Annotated in this window: 14 protein-coding genes; 4 read left to right on the top strand and 10 right to left on the bottom strand. The window is 66.4% G+C overall.

Features of this window, described 5'->3' with window-relative positions; genetic code table 11:
- Window positions 1–86: 86 nt before the first annotated feature.
- The 7 genes from VLA96_02075 to greA all read right to left on the bottom strand — a co-directional run bounded on the left by VLA96_02075 (window position 87) and on the right by greA (window position 10387).
- Entirely contained in the window at window positions 87–1982 is a 1896-nt protein-coding gene (locus VLA96_02075; protein HSE47975.1) for a LysM peptidoglycan-binding domain-containing protein, read from the bottom strand.
- Window positions 1983–2092: 110 nt separating this feature from the next.
- Window positions 2093–3295, bottom strand: a complete 1203-nt coding sequence (locus tag VLA96_02070) for an aminotransferase class I/II-fold pyridoxal phosphate-dependent enzyme (protein HSE47974.1) — start codon at window positions 3293–3295, stop codon at window positions 2093–2095.
- A gap of 79 nt (window positions 3296–3374) precedes the next feature.
- On the bottom strand, window positions 3375–7115 hold the full coding sequence (locus VLA96_02065; GenBank protein HSE47973.1) for a TonB-dependent receptor: 3741 nt from the start codon (window positions 7113–7115) through the stop codon (window positions 3375–3377).
- Window positions 7116–7263: 148 nt separating this feature from the next.
- Window positions 7264–8175 carry an isoaspartyl peptidase/L-asparaginase gene (locus VLA96_02060; protein ID HSE47972.1) on the bottom strand — a complete coding sequence of 304 codons (912 nt, stop codon included), beginning with the start codon at window positions 8173–8175 and terminating at the stop codon, window positions 7264–7266.
- A gap of 65 nt (window positions 8176–8240) precedes the next feature.
- Complete coding sequence (locus tag VLA96_02055; protein ID HSE47971.1) at window positions 8241–9098, bottom strand: response regulator; 858 nt, start codon at window positions 9096–9098, stop codon at window positions 8241–8243.
- 62 nt (window positions 9099–9160) lie between these two features.
- The gene (locus tag VLA96_02050; protein HSE47970.1) at window positions 9161–9841 is read right to left on the bottom strand and encodes a CDP-alcohol phosphatidyltransferase family protein; all 681 of its coding nucleotides are present in this window, start codon (window positions 9839–9841) and stop codon (window positions 9161–9163) included.
- A complete protein-coding gene (gene greA / locus VLA96_02045; GenBank protein HSE47969.1) occupies window positions 9842–10387 on the bottom strand; it encodes a transcription elongation factor GreA in 546 nt (181 codons plus the stop codon).
- A 220-nt stretch (window positions 10388–10607) separates the two neighbouring features.
- On the opposite strand from greA, the gene VLA96_02040 reads away from it, so the two are divergent.
- Window positions 10608–11141 (top strand): CarD family transcriptional regulator, encoded by a 534-nt coding sequence (locus VLA96_02040; GenBank protein HSE47968.1) that lies wholly within the window; start codon window positions 10608–10610, stop codon window positions 11139–11141.
- 174 nt (window positions 11142–11315) lie between these two features.
- Here VLA96_02040 and VLA96_02035 read toward each other — a convergent pair whose 3' ends face one another.
- Window positions 11316–12518: a glycosyltransferase family 4 protein gene (locus VLA96_02035; GenBank protein ID HSE47967.1), complete on the bottom strand. Its 1203-nt coding sequence runs from the start codon at window positions 12516–12518 to the stop codon at window positions 11316–11318.
- Window positions 12515–13621: a sensor domain-containing diguanylate cyclase gene (locus VLA96_02030; protein HSE47966.1), complete on the bottom strand. Its 1107-nt coding sequence runs from the start codon at window positions 13619–13621 to the stop codon at window positions 12515–12517. The genes VLA96_02035 and VLA96_02030 overlap by 4 nt, the downstream gene beginning before the upstream one ends.
- A 457-nt stretch (window positions 13622–14078) precedes the next feature.
- On the opposite strand from VLA96_02030, the gene VLA96_02025 reads away from it, so the two are divergent.
- Window positions 14079–14819, top strand: coding sequence for a GvpL/GvpF family gas vesicle protein (locus VLA96_02025; protein HSE47965.1), 741 nt, complete (start codon window positions 14079–14081; stop codon window positions 14817–14819).
- 57 nt (window positions 14820–14876) lie between these two features.
- Here VLA96_02025 and VLA96_02020 read toward each other — a convergent pair whose 3' ends face one another.
- Window positions 14877–16340 (bottom strand): amidohydrolase, encoded by a 1464-nt coding sequence (locus VLA96_02020; GenBank protein HSE47964.1) that lies wholly within the window; start codon window positions 16338–16340, stop codon window positions 14877–14879.
- 132 nt (window positions 16341–16472) lie between these two features.
- Here VLA96_02020 and VLA96_02015 point away from each other — a divergent pair, with 132 nt between their 5' ends.
- Window positions 16473–18062 (top strand): ATP-binding protein, encoded by a 1590-nt coding sequence (locus VLA96_02015; GenBank protein ID HSE47963.1) that lies wholly within the window; start codon window positions 16473–16475, stop codon window positions 18060–18062.
- Between the two features lie 202 nt (window positions 18063–18264).
- Window positions 18265–18529: response regulator (locus tag VLA96_02010; protein HSE47962.1), on the top strand; the 265-nt coding region annotated here is incomplete at its 3' end.

The following is an 18529-nucleotide window of genomic DNA, read 5'->3' as shown; positions in this document are numbered from 1 at the left end:
AGCCGGATGACAACCGGAACAGTCTACTCCAACCGAAACCGGCGCGGATTATAGCAACCGAAACCGGGCTGTCAACTTGCGCCGGGCTACTCGCCGGCGCGGATGACGAGCGTGTCACCCGGGCGTAACTTGGCGGAAAGATTGGGGTTATCGCGGCGCAGCGCTTCGACCGTGGTCCCGTAGGCGCTCGCGATCGACCACAGCGTCTCGCCCGCCTTCACGGTATGCATGCGGCTGCCACCCGCCGCTTCCTTGGTGGTCGCCTTCTTCGACTTGCCTTTCGACACCGGACGCGGGCTGCTGGACGCGAGCTCCGGATCGACCGGCTTGTAGATCAGCAGGACGCGGCCCTTGCGCAGGTCGTTGCCGCGCAGCCTGTTCCACTTCCGCAGCCGCTCGGCGGGGACGCCGAAATCGTCGGCCACCGAGAGCACGGTGTCGCCCCGGCGCACGCGGTAGCGGAACGGCTTTTTCGAGAAGGCCAGCGGCGCGCCGTCGGCGTAGCGGCTGTTGGCTGCGGTCACCGGGATGATCAGCTTCGCCTGCGTCCCGATCTCCTCGTCGTCGCCCATGCCGTTGGCTTCGGCCACCGCCTTGACGCTGGTGCGGTACTTCTTTGCGATGCCGGCCAGCGTGTCGCCGCTCTGCACCGTGTGGAAGCGCCAATACACGCGCTTGTCCACCGGGATGGCCGCGATCGCCTCTTCGTACTTGTCCTTGCTGCCGGCGGGCAGGCGCAGGTCGAATCCGCCTTCCTTGGGCGTGGTCATGCGCAGCAGGCTGGGGTTCAGGTCCTGCAGCGCGTCGACCGAGGCGTCCACCGCCTCCGCCACCAGCCGCAGGTCCACGGGATAATCGATGCGCACCACGTCCGCCTCGAGCGGCGGATCCGGGAGGATCTCCTGCAACCCGTACTGCGACGGGTTCTTCGCGATGATGGTCATCGCCACGATGATGGGCACGTAGTTCTTGGTCTCTTTCGGCAGGACGTTCCGCCGGTAGAGCTCCCAGAAATCCGCGTAGCCGGTGCGCTTCACCGCCTGCTGCACGTTACCCGGCCCGGAGTTGTAGGCCGCCATCGCCAGGTACCAGTCGCCGAACTGCTCGTAGAGATCCTTCAGGTGCCGCGCCGCGGCGCGCGTGGCCTTCTCCGGATCCTGCCTCTCATCCACCCACCAGTTGCGCTCCAGGCCGTAGCCCGAGGCGCGCGACGCCATGAACTGCCACATCCCGCGCGCGCCCGCGCGCGAAAGCGCCAGCGGATGGAAGCCGCTCTCCGCCTGCGCGAGGTAGATCAGGTCCTGCGGCACGCCTTCCTCGCGCAGCACGCGCAGGATCATGTCGCGATACCGCCCGGCGCGCACCCACGCCCGCTCCAGCGTGTTCCGCCCCTTCGTCGTGTTGCCGTAGAAGTTCACGTAGCCGGCGACTTCGTCGTTCATCACCAGCGGCAGGTCGGAGCGCGTGTTGCGCAACTCCTCCTCCGCCTTCGCCTTCACGTTGGGATCGACCGGGAACGTGACCTCGTTCGCCTCGTCGATCGGCGCGGGCTCAGCCTTCTGCTCGGTGAAGCCGTCGCCCTGCTTGAGCGCGACCATCTCGAGCTCATGGACGCCCTCCACCACCTTCTCGAACTCGCGCTCCAGTCGCTCGTCGGAGCGCACCGGCACCGGCGACTGCAGCAGCAGGTTCACCGCGCGGTCGAAGTTCTGCTTGGCCGCTTCCAGGTGCCCGGCCGCGTAGTTCTCCTTGCCCGCGTTGTATTCCTTCTCGACCGCCGCCAGCACCTGCTCCACGGGATCGACCTTGGGCTTCGGCGGCTCTTCGGCCTTCAGCTTGGGCGCCGAGGCGGAAGCCGCGGTGAGCGTGGGGGCGCTGGCCTGCGGCGGCGGGGCCGTCTTCGCGCGCCCGCCCTGCTCGCAGGAGGTCAGCAGCAGGGTCGCGCTCAACGGCAACAACAGCCAGGCTTGGCGAAGGCTCATAGGCGATTATCGAATGGCTTGGACCAGTGCGCGATTGCCGGGGCTGATTCCCATCGGGAAGAGACCCTATCCTCTATCGTTCCGGTTAGACGGTCAATCCTCGAAAACGCTTAGGCGCGGGCCAGCGCCTGCTCCAGGTCGGCGATCAGGTCTGCAGCATCTTCGATGCCCACCGAGAGCCGCACCGTTGCCGGGCCCACGCCCAGCCACTTCAGCCGCTGCGGCGGCGTGCCGTAGTGCGACGACAGCAGCGGGTACGACACCGTCGATTCCACTCCGCCCAGGCTGGTCGCCAGGTACCACAGCTCCAGCGCGTCGATGAAGCGCTCGGCCGCCTTGCCGCCGCCCTCGATCTCGAACGCCACCATCGCGCCGAACGCCGCCATCTGTCGCGACGCCACCTCGAATCCCGCATGCTCCGGCAGTCCCGGATACATCACCTGCTCGACCCCGGGGTGCGAATCCAGGAACTCCGCGATGGCCTGCGCGTTCTCGCACGCCTTCAGCACGCGGACCTCGAGCGTCTTCAGCCCGCGCAGCAGCAGGTACGACGCTCCCGGGTCGAGCGAGCCGCCGGTCGTGAGCATGATGTCGCGCGCCTTCTCGATCGTCTCTTCCGGACCGATCACGCACCCGGCCGTGAGGTCGCTGTGCCCGCCCAGGAATTTCGTCGCCGAATGCAGCACCACGTCCGCGCCGATGTTCAGCGGCTTCTGCAGGATGGGCGTGGCGAACGTGTTGTCCACCACCACCGGGATGCCGCGCCGGCGCGCGCGCCGCGCCAGGTCCTCGATGTCCACGCAGCGCAGCGTCGGGTTGGTCGGCGACTCCAGGAACAACATCCGTGTGCGCTTGCTGAAGTGCTTTTCGAGGCGGTCGAGCTCATGGAACGGCACGAAGCGCGTCTTGATGCCGAGCCGCGCCAGCACGGTGTCGGCAAGCTTGACCGTCCCGCCGTAGACGTCGAGCATCGAGACGATCTCGTCGCCTGCGCTGCAGTGCGCCAGGATGGCCACCAGGATGGCGGCCATGCCGCTGGCCGTCACCACGCAGCATTCGCCGCCTTCCAGCGCCGCCATCTTCTTCTCCGCCGCGACCGTGGTGGGGTTCGCGTAGCGCGTGTAGAGATAGCCCCTTTCCTTCTTCTCGGAGATGCGGCGCAGGTCATCGAGCTTCGGCAGCACGAAGACGGAGGTCTGCACGATCTCGGTCGTCAGCGGCGCCTTCTTGCCGTGGCGCTCCTCGCCTGCGTGGACGGCGTGCGTCGCGTCGCCGCGCCCGGCCTTGCGCGCTCTCGTGACCTTTCTAGGCATGGCGTGATTGTAAACGGCCTCGTCCCGCGCAAAAACAAGCGGGCTCCGGATCGCTCCGGAGCCCGTGAAGAAAGCACTCTTACCAGCTGATCTTCAATCCGAACTGGAACTGCCGCGGGTCGAACGCCGCCGTCGGCGTGCCGGCCGTGCACGAGCTGCTCGAGCACAGCGGGCTCACGTCGGCCACGTTGAAGCGGTTCACCAGGTTGAAGATGTCGGTGATGGCGTCCAGCTTCACGCGCTCGCCCAGGTGGAAGCGGCGCGCGACGCGCACGTCGTTGAACACCGTCATCGGCTTGTTGGCGGAGTTGCGGCCCAGGTTGCCGTCGAGCGCATCCAGGTCGATGTCACCGCCGCCCGCGATCAGGGCGTCGATGAAGCACGGCGTCTGGAAGAAGCCGGTCGGCGAGTAGGGCGAAGCCTGCGCCGGGAAGCCGCAGGTGTTCGTCGGAGTGCCCGCCGGCACGATGTTCGGACGCGCCGAGTTGGGCGCGAACTGGAAGTTCACCGGCTCCGCCGTCAGGATCGTGAACGGACGCCCCGATCCCACTTCGATGAGCGGCGCGATCGTCCAGTCGCTGAACACGTGCCCCCAGAAGCCTTCTCCCACCTTCCCGCTCTGGTAGACGCCGCTGATCACCAACCGATGGCGCTGGTCGAAGGTCGAGCTGGCGCGCTCGCGAGCCGGGAAGAAGCTGTTCTGCGGCGACAGCAACGACTGCAGGTCGGTCGAGTCGTCGATGGTGTGGGAGTAGGTGTACGACGCCAGCATCTCCCAGTGGTTGCCCATGCGCTTCTTCAGGTTGGTGGTCAGCCCGTGATACACCGAGCTGCCGTTCGAGTAGTTCGCCACCATGTCGCTGAACGGAACGCACTGCGGGCTGACGGCGCAGCTCGGCGCGTCGACCCCCAGCCCGACGCTGTTCAAGAACGGCGCCGCAAATCCCCCGCACGCTCCGAACACCGGGACCAGCGAAGGATTCAGGCCCGAGGGCCGGAAGAAGCTGGTCAGCGCCGCCGGATAGACACTGTTCGCCGGGTCGCACGTCGTAATGAACAGCGGGTTTGTCGGGAACGCCGGGTTCGCAAGACAGCCGGGGAAACCCCCGAAGTCAAACACGCAGGCCCGGAACCAGTTCTCCGCCAGCAGGTCGGTGCGCACCGGGTTGGCGTTGATCGGCCGGTTCAGGTGCGTACCGTGTGCGTAGTTGTAGCTCACGCCCAGCGACCAGTCGTGCCACAGCTCGCGCTCCACGCTCAGGCCCGCCTGCTGCGTGTAGGCGTGCTCGAAGTTGCCGCCCGTCGGGAAGCCGAACGGCTGCGAAAGCAGCGGCTGGAAGGCGGCGCCGAGGTAGTTCTGGTTGATGAAGGTCGAGCCGGCCAGGGCGCTGTCGAACTGCTGCTGGTCGGGCAAGTAGCCCATCGCACTGGCCGAACCCGGCGGCAGGCAGTTTGCTGTACCGAGGATGCCCTGGAACACGTTCGACGCGTTCAGGTTGAGCGGGCTGGCCGGCCCCGCCGCCGTGCACGGCGAGCCGCCGAACAGGATGAGTTGCGGCGTGCCGGCGCCGTCGGTCGCCGCCCCGAGGAACAGCAGGCCGAGCAGCGGGTTGTCGTAGAACATGCCGTAGCTGCCGCGGACCACCGTCTTGCCGTCGCCGAACGGATCCCACGCGAACCCGATGCGCGGCGCGATGTTGTCCGTGTCGGTCCGGAAGCCCTTCTGGATCCCGAGATAGCTGTAGGAATCGGCGGAGAGCGCGTTCGGGAAGCCGAAGTCGGGCGCAAACTCCACGTCGTAGCGCACGCCGTAGTTCAGCGTGAAGCGCGGATGCATGCGCCAGCTGTCCTGGATGAAGAAGCCCAGCGGCGTCACGCTGAACGACGCGTTCGGGTTGCCGATGCCCTGCACCATGGTGGAGGGCAAGCCGAAACCGTAGGCCTGCACTGGCGACATGCCGGCGCACAACGCGCCACAGGCCCCGAAGCCGAACTGCGACCGCGACAGCGCGCCGAAGTTGTACACGTTGCCGAAGTTCAGGAAGAAAGCGGCGTCGATCGGGATGTGCTGCACGTCGCCGCCGAACTTCACCGTGTGGTTCCCCAGCACCCAGGAGAAGTTGTCGGAGAACTGCCAGCGCTGCTCCAGCCGGTCGACGGGAGAGAACGGCTCGCGTCCGGTGAAGGCGAAGCCCGCGATGTTCGCGGCCACCCGGCTGCCTTCCGCGATCTCGTGGTTGAAGTCGTAGAGCAGGTCGCGCCGCCCGTATTGGAAGCGGAACTCGTTCACCTTGTTGTCGCCGATCAGCCAGGTGTCCTGCGCCGTCAGCGTCACGTCGTCATATCCCTGCTCCGAGGTGCGCGAGAACGCGTTCTGCCCGAAGTTCTGGTTCTGCGCGTTCACCTGCACGCCCGTCAGGGCGGAAGGTGAGTAGTTGATGCGGAACAGCATGTTGTTGTTGTTGGTGAAGCGGTGGTCCAGGCGGAACGACAGGACCGTGGTGTCTTCGAACACCGGGTAATTGCCGCGCTGGAACATCAGCGGCGAGAATTCACCCGGCAGGCCGTTGCAGAGCAGGTTGGCCGCATTGCAGCTCGAGGCGAACTGGTTCGTCAATGGCGATGGCGACAGTGCGCCCAGACCCAGGCCGCCCGCGAAGGCGCCGGTCGTTCCGATCAGCGTCCCGTGCAGCGCGATGGCGGACGCCGACCCGACAATAAAACCGTATTGCTGCCGCGTCGCCGCCGGGAGCAGCGCGTTTGCCAGTGTGGCTGCCTGCGCCGGCGTCACCTGGATGACGATCGAACCGGCCGGCTGGCCGTACAGGGCCGACACGTCGTCCGTGATCAACCCAAAGCAGCTCGTGGTCCCGCTGCAGTCGGCGCCGACCGTCGAGAAGCCCGTCTCGTGCCGCTGCGTCGTCTCGACCGAGAAGTAGTAGAACGTGCGGTCCTTCTTGATCGGGCCGCCGAACGCGATTCCGCCCTGGAAGCGCGTGTAGGCCGGGTCTTCGATGTTGGTGAACGGGTTGTCGGCCTGGATGTAGCGGTTGCGCAAGTAGCCGAACGCCGAGCCGTGGAATGCGTTCGTGCCCGACTTGGTGATGATGTTCACCACGCCGCCCGAGGCGCGCCCATACTCCGCGTTGTAGCCGTTGGTGATGATCTGGAATTCCTGCACCGCTTCCTGCGAGACCGTCGACCGGATGCCCTTCACCGACTCATCCACGTTGTCGGCGCCGTCGAGGTTCACCAGGTTGCCGCGGGCGCGCTGCCCGCTGAAGTTCAGCCCGGAAGTCGGCGCCGCTCCGATGGAGGGCGCGGTGTCGCGGTAGATCTGCGAATCGGTGAGCGAGAAATTGATGTAGTTGCGGCCGTTGATCGGCAAGTTCTCAATGCGCTCCTGCCCGATGGTCGTCGTCTGCGACGTGCGCTGCGTCTCGATCAGCTCGGCTTCCGCCGAGACCGTGACCGTCTCGCTGGTGGTTGCCACGGTGAGCGCGACCGGTAGCTCGGCCGCCTGGCCGATCGTCAGCACCACGTTCTTCGAACTCCACGTCGCGAATCCTGGCGCTTCGACCGTCACGGTGTATGGCCCCGGAGCCAGTCTCAGGATCTGGTATTCGCCGTTGGCGTCGGTGATCGCGGTGCGGTCCTGGCCGCGCTGCTCGTCCCTCACCGTGACCTTCGCCCCGGTGACCAGCGCGCCCTTCGGGTCGCGCACCAGGCCGTGGAGTTGCGCCGTGGAGACGTCCTGCGCCGGGGCGCTCCACACCAGAAGCATCAGCACACACATCAGACTCGCGAATCGGTATGCCATTTTCATCGCTCCAACCCTCAAAAGGCGCGGCTGCGCCCGTCTACCGACACTGGGAAGAATTGGCCACTTGTATACCAGCGGGTACTCGCGTGGCAAGGAGATAAGCGGCGGAACGTTGCTTAGTCCTAACGGCCCTGCCGGCGAGCGGTTAGACGTGGATGCCGGAGGCTTCGGTAGCGGCGTTCTTGTGCGCCCAGGCCATGCGTGGCGTGTTGTGGGCGATCCCGAAACGCCCCTTCGCGTCGAGCAGGATCATGCCGCCGTGTCCGTTCAGCCGCGACTTCAGGTAGGTGATGGCCGCGGGCGCGGCCATGTCGGGCGGCTTGCCGGCGGCGACCAGGTCCGCCGCCCACTTCGCTAGCACGAGTTTCATCATCGGTTCGCCCCAGCCTGTGGTCGAGGCCGCCGCGCTCAGGTTGTCGGCATAGCAGCCGCATCCGATGAGCGACGAATCCCCCACCCGCCCCGGCGCCTTGTTCAGGATCCCGCCGGTCGAGGTGGCCGCCGCGATGTTGCCGTTCGCGTCCAATGCCACGGCACCCACCGTGTCGTGGGACAGGTCCGCGGTGAACAGTTCCTGGTCGCAGTCCTGCGTGGGATTGGCCTGGAACTCGCGCAGCCGCTTCACCTCGCGCTCGACCACCATTTCGGCGTTCTTGCAGAGCTGGATGCCGTGCTCTTGCGCGAAGCGCTCCGCGCCTTCGCCTACGAAATACACGTGCGGGCTCTCGTCGAGCACCTTGCGCGCCGCGCGGATCGGGTTGCGGATGTGCTCCACGCAGCCCACGCCGCCGGCGCGCAGCGTGTTGCCGTCCATCAGGAGGGCGTCGAGCTGCACCCGGCCGTCGCGCGTCAGGAAGCTTCCCTTGCCCGCGTCGAAGGTCTCGTCGTCTTCCATCAACGCGACCGATTCTTCCACCGCATCGACCGCGCTGCCGCCGCGCTCGAGCGCGCGCCAGCCCGCCGCCATCGCGGCGCGCACGCCGCGCAGGTGCGCTTCGACCATGTCGTCAGGGATCGCCCACGCGCCGCCGTGGACCAGGATGACGGGGGAGCTCAAGCGAGCCTCGGGAGTGAGCGCGCGTTCACGGATGCAATCGTAAATCGCCGACCGGCAATCGGCAATCAGTCGAGATACTTGATGAACACTACTTCGTTCTGCTGCTCGTTGTAGAGCAGCTCGTCCACGATGGAGCGCGTGAGCAGCAAGCCGAAGCCGCCGGCGCGCAAGCCCTTGGCCTCGCGGATCTCCATGTGGTGCACCGGGTCACCGGGCGGATTGCAGCACGCGGCGTGGTCGAGCTCCTCGAACTTGAAGCCCGCGCCGGGGTCCGAGATGCGGTACAGCAGCATGCGCTTGGTGCGCAGGTACGAGATGCGCACGCGCAGCGACGGGTCGAGCTTGCCGCCCCACTCCACGGCGTTGAGCAGCAGCTCGCGGAACGCCTGCCCGACGTTCGTGCGCGTTTCCTGCGGCAGGTCGCTCTTCAGCTGCTGCATGAATTCATGGATGCGCTCGGCCGACTCCCGCTCGCACGGCAGCGACAGCTCCACCCAATCCGGCCGCGCCGAAAGCACCTCGATGCCCGGCGCGTCCTCCGGCATGGCCGCAGCCTTCGCGACCACCGTGACCACGTCCAGCGCCGAGAACGGCTTCGCGATGCACTGGTAGACCTGCTCGCGCACCGCCGTCAGCAGCGTCTCCGGGCGGTTGTCGCCGGTCATCACTACCACGCGCGGCTTGACCGCGCGCGTGCGCAGCTGCGAGAGCACCTCGAGGCCGTTCATCTTCGGCATCCAGACGTCGAGCAGCATCACGTCGAACTTCTTCTTCTTCAGCTGCGCGAGCGCTTCCTTGCCGTCCTCGGCGGTAGTCACCGACATGCCGGCGCGGTCGAGCGCTTTCGTCAGGATGCGGCGAAGGGGAGCTTCGTCGTCGACGACCAGGATCTTTTTAGCTTTGGGTGCGGCAGCGCGACTCATGCTGTTCTTGGTGGGGGAGCCCGATTATAGACGCGGTTGCGAAGTTCCGAACGGAAAAGCGCTCACTTGGCTGCCAGCGGCTCCGCCGTGCTCGGCGCCGCGGCCGGGTTCGCCGGCCCTGCCTCCGGCTGCCCGGCTTCCAGTCTCCGGCTGCGCGAGTAGGTGTAGGCGATGCGGTGGATGACGGTGATGGTGGACAGCACGGCCAGCACCCACAGGACCGGCGCCATCTTGTTGAAGAGCGCTCCGATGATGATGAGCACGATGCGCTCGGGCCGCTCCATGAATCCGACCTTGCACGTCCCGATGAGCGACTCCGCCCGCGCCCGCGTGTAGCTCACCATCACCGAGGTCACCATCACCAGCGCGGTGAGCACGAGGTAGAAGAAGCGGTTGGCGCGGGCGTAGAACACCAGCAGGCCGAAGAAGAGCGCAACGTCGCTGTAGCGGTCGATGACGGAATCGAAGAACGCGCCGAACTGCGTGACCTGTCCGGTGGCGCGCGCCACCCGGCCGTCGACCATGTCGAAGATGCCGGCGCCGATGATCACCAGCCCGGCGTAAAGGAACATCCGCTGCTGCGTCTCGCCGGTCGCGAACCCGAACAGCAGCGCCGCCCCGATGTTGATCACCAGCCCCACGAACGTGAGCACGTTGGGCGAGATCTTGGTGAGCGCCAGGCCGCGCACGATCGCGTACAACAGTACGCGGCACGCCCGCCCGAATGCTCCGGTCCAGCTCATCTACGCCTCTGCCTCGTCGTGGATGGTCGCCAGCTTCAGGATCTCCAACTCGCGCTTGCCGGTCGGCGTCTCGACCGTCACCTCGTCGCCCACCTTCTTTCCCATCAGGCTCCGCCCGATGGGCGAGGTCGTCGAGATCAGGCCCTTCGTGACGTCGGACTCTTCGCTCGTCACCAGCTTGTATTCGATCTCTTCGTCCTTGGTCGAGTCGTAGACCTTCACCGTCGACCCGAACGCGACCTTGTCTTTCGGGATGTTGGTCAGGTTCACCAGCGAGAGCTCGCCCATGCGCTTCTTGAGCTGCCCCAGCCGGGCGCGGACGAACTCCTGCCGCTGCTTGGCCATGTGGTACTCGGCGTTCTCGCTCAGGTCTCCCATCGCGACCGCCTTCTTCAGCTCCTTGGGGAGCTCATGGTTCAGCTCGTGCTCGAGCGTCTTGATCTCGTCCTCGAGCTTTTTCCAAACGTTCTGCGTCATCTTCGGCTTCGGTTCCTGCTCTCGGGGGTGTTGCGGTAGGTGCCGGCCGCGACCAACCCAGCCGGGCAAGTCGCTCTCTTCTATAGATAGGGATTATACGCCACGGATCCACGCTTCCCGCCGCGGCGGGTTATTAACCTGTGACCTCGACCGTGCTGGCGGGCAAGAACTTAGCGCGTTTTCGCGCCGGTCCGGAGATCGCTCAGGTTGTCTTTTCCACAACCCCGTCGTATACTAACGACTAAGCTGCTTCCCCCGAAACGCCCCCACCACCCAAAGGGTGCCCTGCATGAGTAGCAACAACGGGTTTCAGATCGGCGACAAGGTCGTTTACCCCAACCACGGTGTCGGTGTCATCGAGCAGATCTCCAGCCGGACCATCGGGCCTACCGTCGAGAAGTTCTACCTCCTGAAGATCAAGTCCTCCAGCCTCAAGGTCATGGTGCCCTTCCACAACGTGGAGAGCGTCGGCCTCCGCCGCGTCGTCCGCAACGGCGAGATCCAGAAGATCCTCGACTTCCTGACGGACGGCAAGTGCCTGAACAACGCCGACTGGAAAGACCGTTTCAAGGAGAACTCCGACCGCATGCGGACCGGGTCGCTCCTGGAAGTCGCCGGCGTGCTCAAGAGCCTGCTCATCCTGAACCGCACCAAGCCGCTCAGCTTCCGCGAGAAGAAGATGCTGGAGCGCGCCCGCTACCTGCTCGTCAGCGAGCTGGCGATGGCCAAGAACCTGGAAGAGCAGATCGTCGAGGACATGCTCACCAAGTCGCTCTCCAAGGCCAAGCTGAAGTTCCCCGAGGCGACGGCAGCCGAGAACTAAGAGTTCACGTCCCATTCATGACGGCCGGGCACAGCGCCCGGCCGTTCTGTTTTCAGTGCCGGCTGAAGAAGTCCACGATGAGTTCGCTGGCGTCGATGTCGCGGTTCAGCGTCCCGACGGAGCTCTGCGGCGCCGCGCGGCGAACGATCACCAGTGCGGCGGGAGAAGCGCTGATCACAACATCGCGGTCAGCGGCTCGAACCTTCCCTTCCACTCGCGCGGGTCATCGCCCCGGCGCGCGAACGCGTGGCGATAGACCGCGTCATAGCGGCGCGCGACCGCTTCGGGCGATCGCGTCTCTTCCAGGAAGGCGCGCGCGGCGTCTCCCAGCGAGCGCCGAAAATCCGCGTTGCGCGCCAGGAACGCGCCGCGGTTCGCCAGGTCGCGCGCATTGCCGGGCTTGTACCACAGGCATCCGCGGCCATCGGGCGAGATGTCGCGGTTGGCGGCGCCATCCGCCGCCAGCACCGCGCGTCCCTGGCGCATGGCCAGCAGCATCGCGTCATTCGGCTCGTCCCCCGACGCGGCGGCGCAGAGCACCACGTCCGCCGAACGCAAGACCGCGTGGTGCTGCGCGCCCGGCACGGCGCGGGCGCTCACGCCCGCCGCCGCGAGCTTCTCGCGTAAGCTGGCAGCGGCCTCGCCACTCTCGGGCAACAGCACCTTTGTCTCCGGCACCTCGGCCACGATCTGCACCAGCGCGCTCAGCAAGGCATCCAGCTCTTCGGGCATGACCTCGGCTGCGTACAGCTCGACCGGGTCGCTCGCCGGCCCAAGGCGATCGCGCCCGCCCGTCGTGGGCGCGTCTTCGCGCGGCAAGGCTTCCGGCACCACGAACAAGTGCTCCGCCGGCGCGCCTCGCTCCAGCGCCTTCGCGCGCTGCGACGTCCGGTGGACCACGACCGCTTCCGCGCGCGCCAGCACGAACTGCTCCGCCACCCGCAGCGACCGCGCCAGCCACTGCTGGTCGGCTTCGGCGTCTTGCTCCACAAAATCGCTCAGGTCGTACACCACCACCGGCCAGTTCCGCACGCCGCTCATCCCCGCCGCAAAGCAGTGCGCGTGCACGATCTCCATCGCCGCGGCTGCGCCGCAATCGCCCAGCGACTTCCGCCACTGCCGCACCTCTTGCCACGTGCCCAGCAGCGAGACGCTCCGCTCCTCCTCGTCGCGCTCGCGCAGGTAGAGCTCGATCGAGCCATAGCCCGCCGGCGTCACCAGCACCGGCCGCATCCCCAGCCCGCGCTGCGCCTCCGCCAGTTCCAGCACCTGGCGCACGTCGTCGGTCGCGTGCATCACGCTCCACGGGCGCACCGGACCGCTGCTCGCCGCAACAACCGGTATTTCCTGCGTCAGCACGGAGCCCGCACGCGTCATGAGACCTCCCGCTTCGCTTTGCGCGCCAGGTCGGAGTACAGCAGGACCTGGTTGCGGCCGGCGGACTTCGCCGCGTACAGCGCGGCGTCGGAATATTCGATCAGGTCGCGCTTGAACTGCGCATCGCTGTCGAAGATCGCGATCCCGATGGAGATCGTCAGCCGCTCTACCGCGTTCGCCGAGCCTGCGAAGAAGCGCGACTGCTCCACCGCCTTGCGCAGGCGTTGCGCCACGAACAACGCGCCGTCCGCCGTCGTCTCTGGCAGGATGATCACGAACTCCTCGCCGCCGTAGCGCGCCACCGTGTCGATCTCGCGCATGTCCTTCATCAGGATGGCGGCCACGTCCCGCAGCACCTGGTCGCCCACGTGGTGGCCGTAGGTGTCGTTGAGCTGCTTGAAGTGGTCGATGTCCACCATCAGCAGCGCGAGCTTCCCGCGCTTGCGCTCCGCGCGCTTGATCTCCAGGTCGAGCTGCTGCTCGAAGTAGCCGCGCGTCTTCAGCCCCGTCAGGTAATCGGTGAACGCGAAGCGTAGCAGGCCTTCGTTGGCGTATTCGCGCGTGAGCTGGTTCTCCGCCACCAGCGCCAGCACCCACAGCAGCTGCGCGTCCTCCTGCGTGAAGGCCGCGTGGCGCCGGGCGAACAGCTGGATCGACCCCATCACCTGGTTCGAGACGAACAGCGGCACCACCACGCCCGACTCGCAGCCGATCGATTCCAGGAAGGCGTCCGCCTGCAGGTTGGCGCCGTGCTGCACCAGCAGCGGACGCGAGTACTTCGCCGCCCAGAAGTTCAGGATGTTCCCGCGCCCGTAGGTCTCGGGCGCCAGGTCGTCGAAGCCCCGCGCCGTCCGCGGCTCGACCTTCTGGTCGTCCTCTTCCCAGAAATAGACCAGCGCGCGGTCGAAGGGCGCGATCTCCCCGGCGAAATCGCACAGCATGTTCAGCGTCGCCTCGAGCTGCATCTGCAGCCCGGTCAGCATGCTCAGCCGCAGGATGACGTTCATCTCCCGCCACCGCCGCTCGACGGTGGTCTGGGGCAGCTCGGAGAAGACTTCGACGACAAGCCGCTCCGGCGATACGCTGTCGCGATCGGAAACCATTGAGTTGAGCAAGGGGGAGCCAGGGACGAAAGACGGAGCGCTCCGCCCTGATGAGAAGCAAGCGCTCTGCCACTTGGCTCCCGGCGGCGCGCTGCAAAGTCTTGTGTTATCTGCCGGTTAGATCGGCGGCGGTCGCCGCCCACGCTTTCCGCTTGGCCCGCGCCGCCTCTGGTGGGAATCCGGCAACCCTGGTGCGGTATCCGGATGCCAACTGCGTTTCAAAAGGTGACTTGCTGAATCATGGCTCATTGACGCCGCTGATTCCTTGTCGGTTGCATTTGCTTTGGTGCAACACTCGTACTAGGATGGGAGAGGTTCTGGACGCTTCGGCCCCCACCGCAGCGCCTCACATCAACGCAGTAAAAGCCCTTAAGTACCTTCCACAACTGACGGCCCCAACCAGCTGACGGTCTGCCGTGGGCGGACTCGCGTCAGCCATGACTTCGGAGACGCTGACATGGCATGGTACGCATACTGCATCACTGAGCAGCAGGCTTTTCAGGGCACTTCCCGCGCACGTCGTCCCTTCGTGATCCCCGGCATCAGCGGCATCGGCGGCGCCAAGGTCTTGGGTTATCCCTCCGGCGAATTCGCGGTCATCGTCAGCGAGTACACGCGCAACGGCGCTCTCGACCAAAAAGCCATCCTCGAGCACGCCCGGGTCGTCAGCGAATGCTTCCGCAACACCACCGTCCTGCCCTTCCGCTTCGGCACCGTCTTCGATCGCGACGAGGATCTCCGCAAGGCCGTCCGCGCCAATCGCAAGGCGTTCACCGCGAGCGTCAGCAAGCTCAAGGGCAAGGCCGAGATGCACCTCAAGCTCCTGGTGAAAGACGGCTCGCTCATGCGCATGATGGACGATGTCGAGCTCCCCATCGCCACCGGCGGCGCTTATCTCACCAAGCTCCGCGAGAAGGCCACCAAGCAGCGCGAGCGGCTCACCAAGGCCCGCGCCCTCTCCGTCCAGGTCCAGAAGCTGCTGCGCCCGCTCGAAGCCGAAGTCTGCTGCAAGAAGGTCGACGCCGGCGGCATGCTCATCGACATCGCGCACCTCATCGACCACGACTCGGTCGAGAAGTACCAGACCCGCTACTCCAGCGCTCAGCAGAAACTGAAAGATTGCCAGATCACCGTCAGCGGCCCCTGGCCGCCCTACCACTTCATGCCTGGCAAGCTGCGCAGCGTCCCCAACAGCTAAGCAGCCGGAAACACCAACGGCGCGGCCTCGGCCGCGCCGTTATCGTTGCTCGCTCCCCTAATCTTTCGGCACCGGCGGCGGGCCCTCCGGCACGTACGGCTTGTAGACGAAGCCCTTCGTCTGCTCCGCGAACTCTTTCTTGATGGCCTCGCGCGCCGCCGGCTTCTCGTAGAGGTCCACTGCGGTCGCGGCCAGCACCTTCGCCGCGTACATCATGCCCTTGTGGCCGATCGACATGCCCGAGGTCGCCACCACCGGCCAGCCGTGCCACGGCGCGCCGTCGGCAGCGGTCGTGATGGAGAAGTGCAGCGTCGGCACGTTCCAGCTCACGTCGCCGACGTCGGTCGAGCCGCCCTCGGCCGGCGGGTTCGGATCGAACTTCTTGATCTCGCCCAGCAGCCCGACCTGCTTCACCCCCGTGTTCGCCTGGATCTGCTTCGCAAACGCCTGCTCCTCGTCGGTGAACTTCAGCGGGCCGAGCCACTGCATGTTCTCGTAGAGCAACCGCTCCCCGTTCATGTTGACCAGCCGCTCGTAGTCGCCCGCCTGTACGGTGATCTTCGATTCCACGCCCGCGATCAGCGCCGCGCCCTGCGCCATCTTCTGCACACGCGCGAACATCTCGTCCATGCGCTCGCGCTTGGTGTCGCGCAGCCACAGCCACAGCTTGGCGTACTCCGGCACGACGTTCGGGACATCGCCGCCCTTCACGATGACGTAATGCATGCGGCTGGTCGGCTGGATGTGCTCGCGCATCATGTTCAGCCCATGCGTCATCGCCTCCAGGCCGTCGACCGCGCTGCGCCCGTTCCACGGATCGAAGGCCGCGTGCGCCGCCTTCCCCTTGAACTCCACGATCATGTCGATGATGGCCTGGCCGCCGCCGGTGTCGGCGCTGTTCTCCGTCGCCGGATGCCACGCCAGCACCACGTCCACGTCCTTGAACAGCCCTTCCCGGACCATGTACACCTTGCCGCCGACCGCCTCTTCCGCCGGCGTGCCGTAGTAGCGGATCGTCCCCTTCAGCTTGCCGGCCTCGATCATCTGCTTGATCGCGACCGCCGCGCCCATCGAGGCGGAACCCAGCAGGTTGTGGCCGCAGCCGTGCCCCGGCGCCCCCGGCGCCAGCGCCTCCTTCGTGCTCGAAGCCTTCTGCGAGATGCCCGGCAGCGCGTCGTACTCGCCCAGGATGCCGATGACCGGCGCGCCCGAGCCGTAGCTCGCGACGAACGCCGTTGGCATGCCCGCCACGCCGCGCTCCACCTGGAAGCCCTGCTGCTCGGCGTAGTCGGCCATCTCCTTGGCGGAACGCTTCTCGCGCAGCGCGGTCTCGGCGTAGCCCCAGATCGCGTCGCTCACCTTCACCAGGCCGGCTTCCTGCTTCTCGACCAGCGCGACCGCTTCCTGCTTCTTGGCGAGCGCCGGATCGGCGGGCGCGGCCTTCTTCTTCTGCGCGACCGCGTGCGGCGCGAGCGACACCAGAACCAACAGCGCTGCGGCAAGACCTTGCCAACGGCTCATTGCTTCACCTCGGGTGGAGTGCGACGCAACAAGCTATCAGAACTGCTCGTTTAATGTCGCGCCCGCACTAGACGTTTCTCCTGCTCCCGGCATCACACTTCAGAGCTGCTGCACGACCACGGCTGTTCCCCTATGGTCAGCGCCAAGCCCAAGATCCTCGTCGTCGACGATGAGCCCAACGTGCTGCTCACGATGGCGGCCATCCTGCAGCAGGAGGGCTACGACGTCGAAGAAGCCCCCAGTGGCCGCGCCGCCCTCGACGCGCTCGCCCAGCGAAGCTTCGACCTGGTCCTGACCGACCTCAACATGCCCGGCGTCGACGGCCTGGCGGTGCTCGAAGCCGTGCAGAAGCACGCGCCTGCCACCGTCACGCTCGTCATCACCGGCTACGCCTCGGTCTCGACCGCGCTCCGCGCCTTGCAGCTCGGCGCCTATGAATACCTGCTCAAGCCCACCGAGATCGAGGACCTGAAGCAGTCGGTCCGCCGCTCGCTCGAGCGCAAGCGCCTCTCGGAGATCGACACGCTCTATCGCGTCGGCCAGTCGCTCGGCCAGGCGCCCGACGTCCCTGCCATCTGCGGCATCGTCGCCGACGCCATCCGCGGCGTCCTCCATCTGAAGCACGCCGACATCATCCTGCCCGGCCGCGAGAGCGACTGCGCCCGCCCGTCGCTGGCGGACCTGATCAAGCGCAACGACGTGCGCAGCGAGTTGGAAGCGGGCAACGTCATCACCTCGCTGACCTCGCCGCCGCTCGCCGCCGCCGCCGCCCAGCTCAGCTGTTCTGCCATCGCCATGGTCCCCGGCCTGGTCGGGCGACGCCTGGTCTGCGTGCTCGTCGCCGACAACAACAGCCAGGGGTTTGACTTCCACGCGTCGTCCCTCCGCTTCCTGCAAGGCCTGGCCTCGCAGACCGCGCTCGCGCTTGAGAACGTTTCCCTCATCGCCGAGCTGCGCCGCAACAACGAAGAGCTCGCGCACGCCAACGCCAAGCTACGGGAGCTCGATCGCCTCAAATCCCAGTTCCTCAGCGTCGCCACCCACGAGCTCCGCACGCCGCTTTCCATCATCCTCGGCTACACCTCGATGCTCAGCGAGTCGCTCGACGAGCGCCTCTCCGGCGAGGAGCGCCAGAGCTTCGCCGAGTCGATCGCCGCCTCCCAGCGCCTCATCCGGCTGGTGAATTCCATGCTCGACATCACCCAGATCGAGGCCGGCCGCATCGCGCTGCACTTCGAGCGCATGGACCTCCGCCAGGCCGTCCAGCAGTCGGTCGCGTTCTTCGGCCAGGAGGCCCAACAGCGGAACGTCACGCTGCGGACCGAGCTTCCCATGCGGCTCCCCAAAGTCCAGGCGGACGCCGAGCGCGTCCAGCAAGTCCTCATCAACCTCATCGGCAACGCGCTCAAGTTCACTCCCGCCGGCGGCAAGATCACGGTCGCGCTTCGTGCCGTGGTCGGCGGCAACGTGGAGCTCGAGGTCGCCGACACCGGACCCGGCATCGCCCTCGAAGACCAGGCGCTGCTCTTCCAGGAGTTCACGCGCATCGGCCGTCGCAGCCGCGAGCATGGCGCCGGCCTGGGGTTGGCCATCACGCGCCGCATCGTGGAAGCCCACGGCGGCACGGTCCGCGTCCAGAGCCGTCCCGCGAAGGGCGCCAAGTTCATCGTCAGCCTACCGGGGGAGGCGGCAGCGACCGGTAAGACAGCTGTATCTGCTTAGAAGCGCCACAGTTAAGTGGCTATTGGGATTCCACTTTTAAGAACTAGGGTACAATGTGGGCCTCGCGTCGGCGGGGTGCTTGGATACAAATCCTCGTGATTCGGACAGCCGCTACCAAGGATTTGCATCCAACTACTTCTACCGGCGGCGTGGCGCTCGCCCGACGCAGGACCCGCCGGTTCGGTCTTTGGAGGTTCCCCTGGTGACGGCCCCCCTGAAGCTGCGCGTGATGATCGTCGACGACGACCAGTCGATGGCGCGCTATCTCAGCACCTACCTGGCGAAGCGCTACGACGTCTCCACCGTCGGCAGCGGCGAAGAAGCCATTCGCATGTTCCGCGTGTACGACCCCGCACTCGTGCTGCTCGACATGGCCATGCAGGGACTGACTGGCATCGAGACGCTGGAGCGCATCAAGCAGATCAAGCCCGAGGTCGCCGTCATCGTCATCTCCGGGCAGAACGACC

Source organism: Terriglobales bacterium, assembly GCA_035457425.1.
Taxonomy (GTDB): domain Bacteria; phylum Acidobacteriota; class Terriglobia; order Terriglobales; family Acidobacteriaceae; genus JACPNR01.
This window is presented reverse-complemented; position numbering and strand designations above follow the sequence as displayed.

What these genes read in the sequence shown, in the direction of transcription:
- VLA96_02030 (HSE47966.1), bottom strand. Translation starts at nt 13,621, where the DNA reads ATGGTTTCCGATCGCGACAGCGTATCGCCGGAGCGGCTTGTCGTCGAA.
- VLA96_02070 (HSE47974.1), bottom strand. Translation starts at nt 3,295, where the DNA reads ATGCCTAGAAAGGTCACGAGAGCGCGCAAGGCCGGGCGCGGCGACGCG.
- VLA96_02075 (HSE47975.1), bottom strand. Translation starts at nt 1,982, where the DNA reads ATGAGCCTTCGCCAAGCCTGGCTGTTGTTGCCGTTGAGCGCGACCCTG.
- VLA96_02015 (HSE47963.1), top strand. Translation starts at nt 16,473, where the DNA reads ATGGTCAGCGCCAAGCCCAAGATCCTCGTCGTCGACGATGAGCCCAAC.
- VLA96_02050 (HSE47970.1), bottom strand. Translation starts at nt 9,841, where the DNA reads ATGAGCTGGACCGGAGCATTCGGGCGGGCGTGCCGCGTACTGTTGTAC.
- VLA96_02035 (HSE47967.1), bottom strand. Translation starts at nt 12,518, where the DNA reads ATGACGCGTGCGGGCTCCGTGCTGACGCAGGAAATACCGGTTGTTGCG.
- VLA96_02020 (HSE47964.1), bottom strand. Translation starts at nt 16,340, where the DNA reads ATGAGCCGTTGGCAAGGTCTTGCCGCAGCGCTGTTGGTTCTGGTGTCG.
- VLA96_02055 (HSE47971.1), bottom strand. Translation starts at nt 9,098, where the DNA reads ATGAGTCGCGCTGCCGCACCCAAAGCTAAAAAGATCCTGGTCGTCGAC.
- VLA96_02040 (HSE47968.1), top strand. Translation starts at nt 10,608, where the DNA reads ATGAGTAGCAACAACGGGTTTCAGATCGGCGACAAGGTCGTTTACCCC.
- VLA96_02025 (HSE47965.1), top strand. Translation starts at nt 14,079, where the DNA reads ATGGCATGGTACGCATACTGCATCACTGAGCAGCAGGCTTTTCAGGGC.
- VLA96_02065 (HSE47973.1), bottom strand. Translation starts at nt 7,115, where the DNA reads ATGGCATACCGATTCGCGAGTCTGATGTGTGTGCTGATGCTTCTGGTG.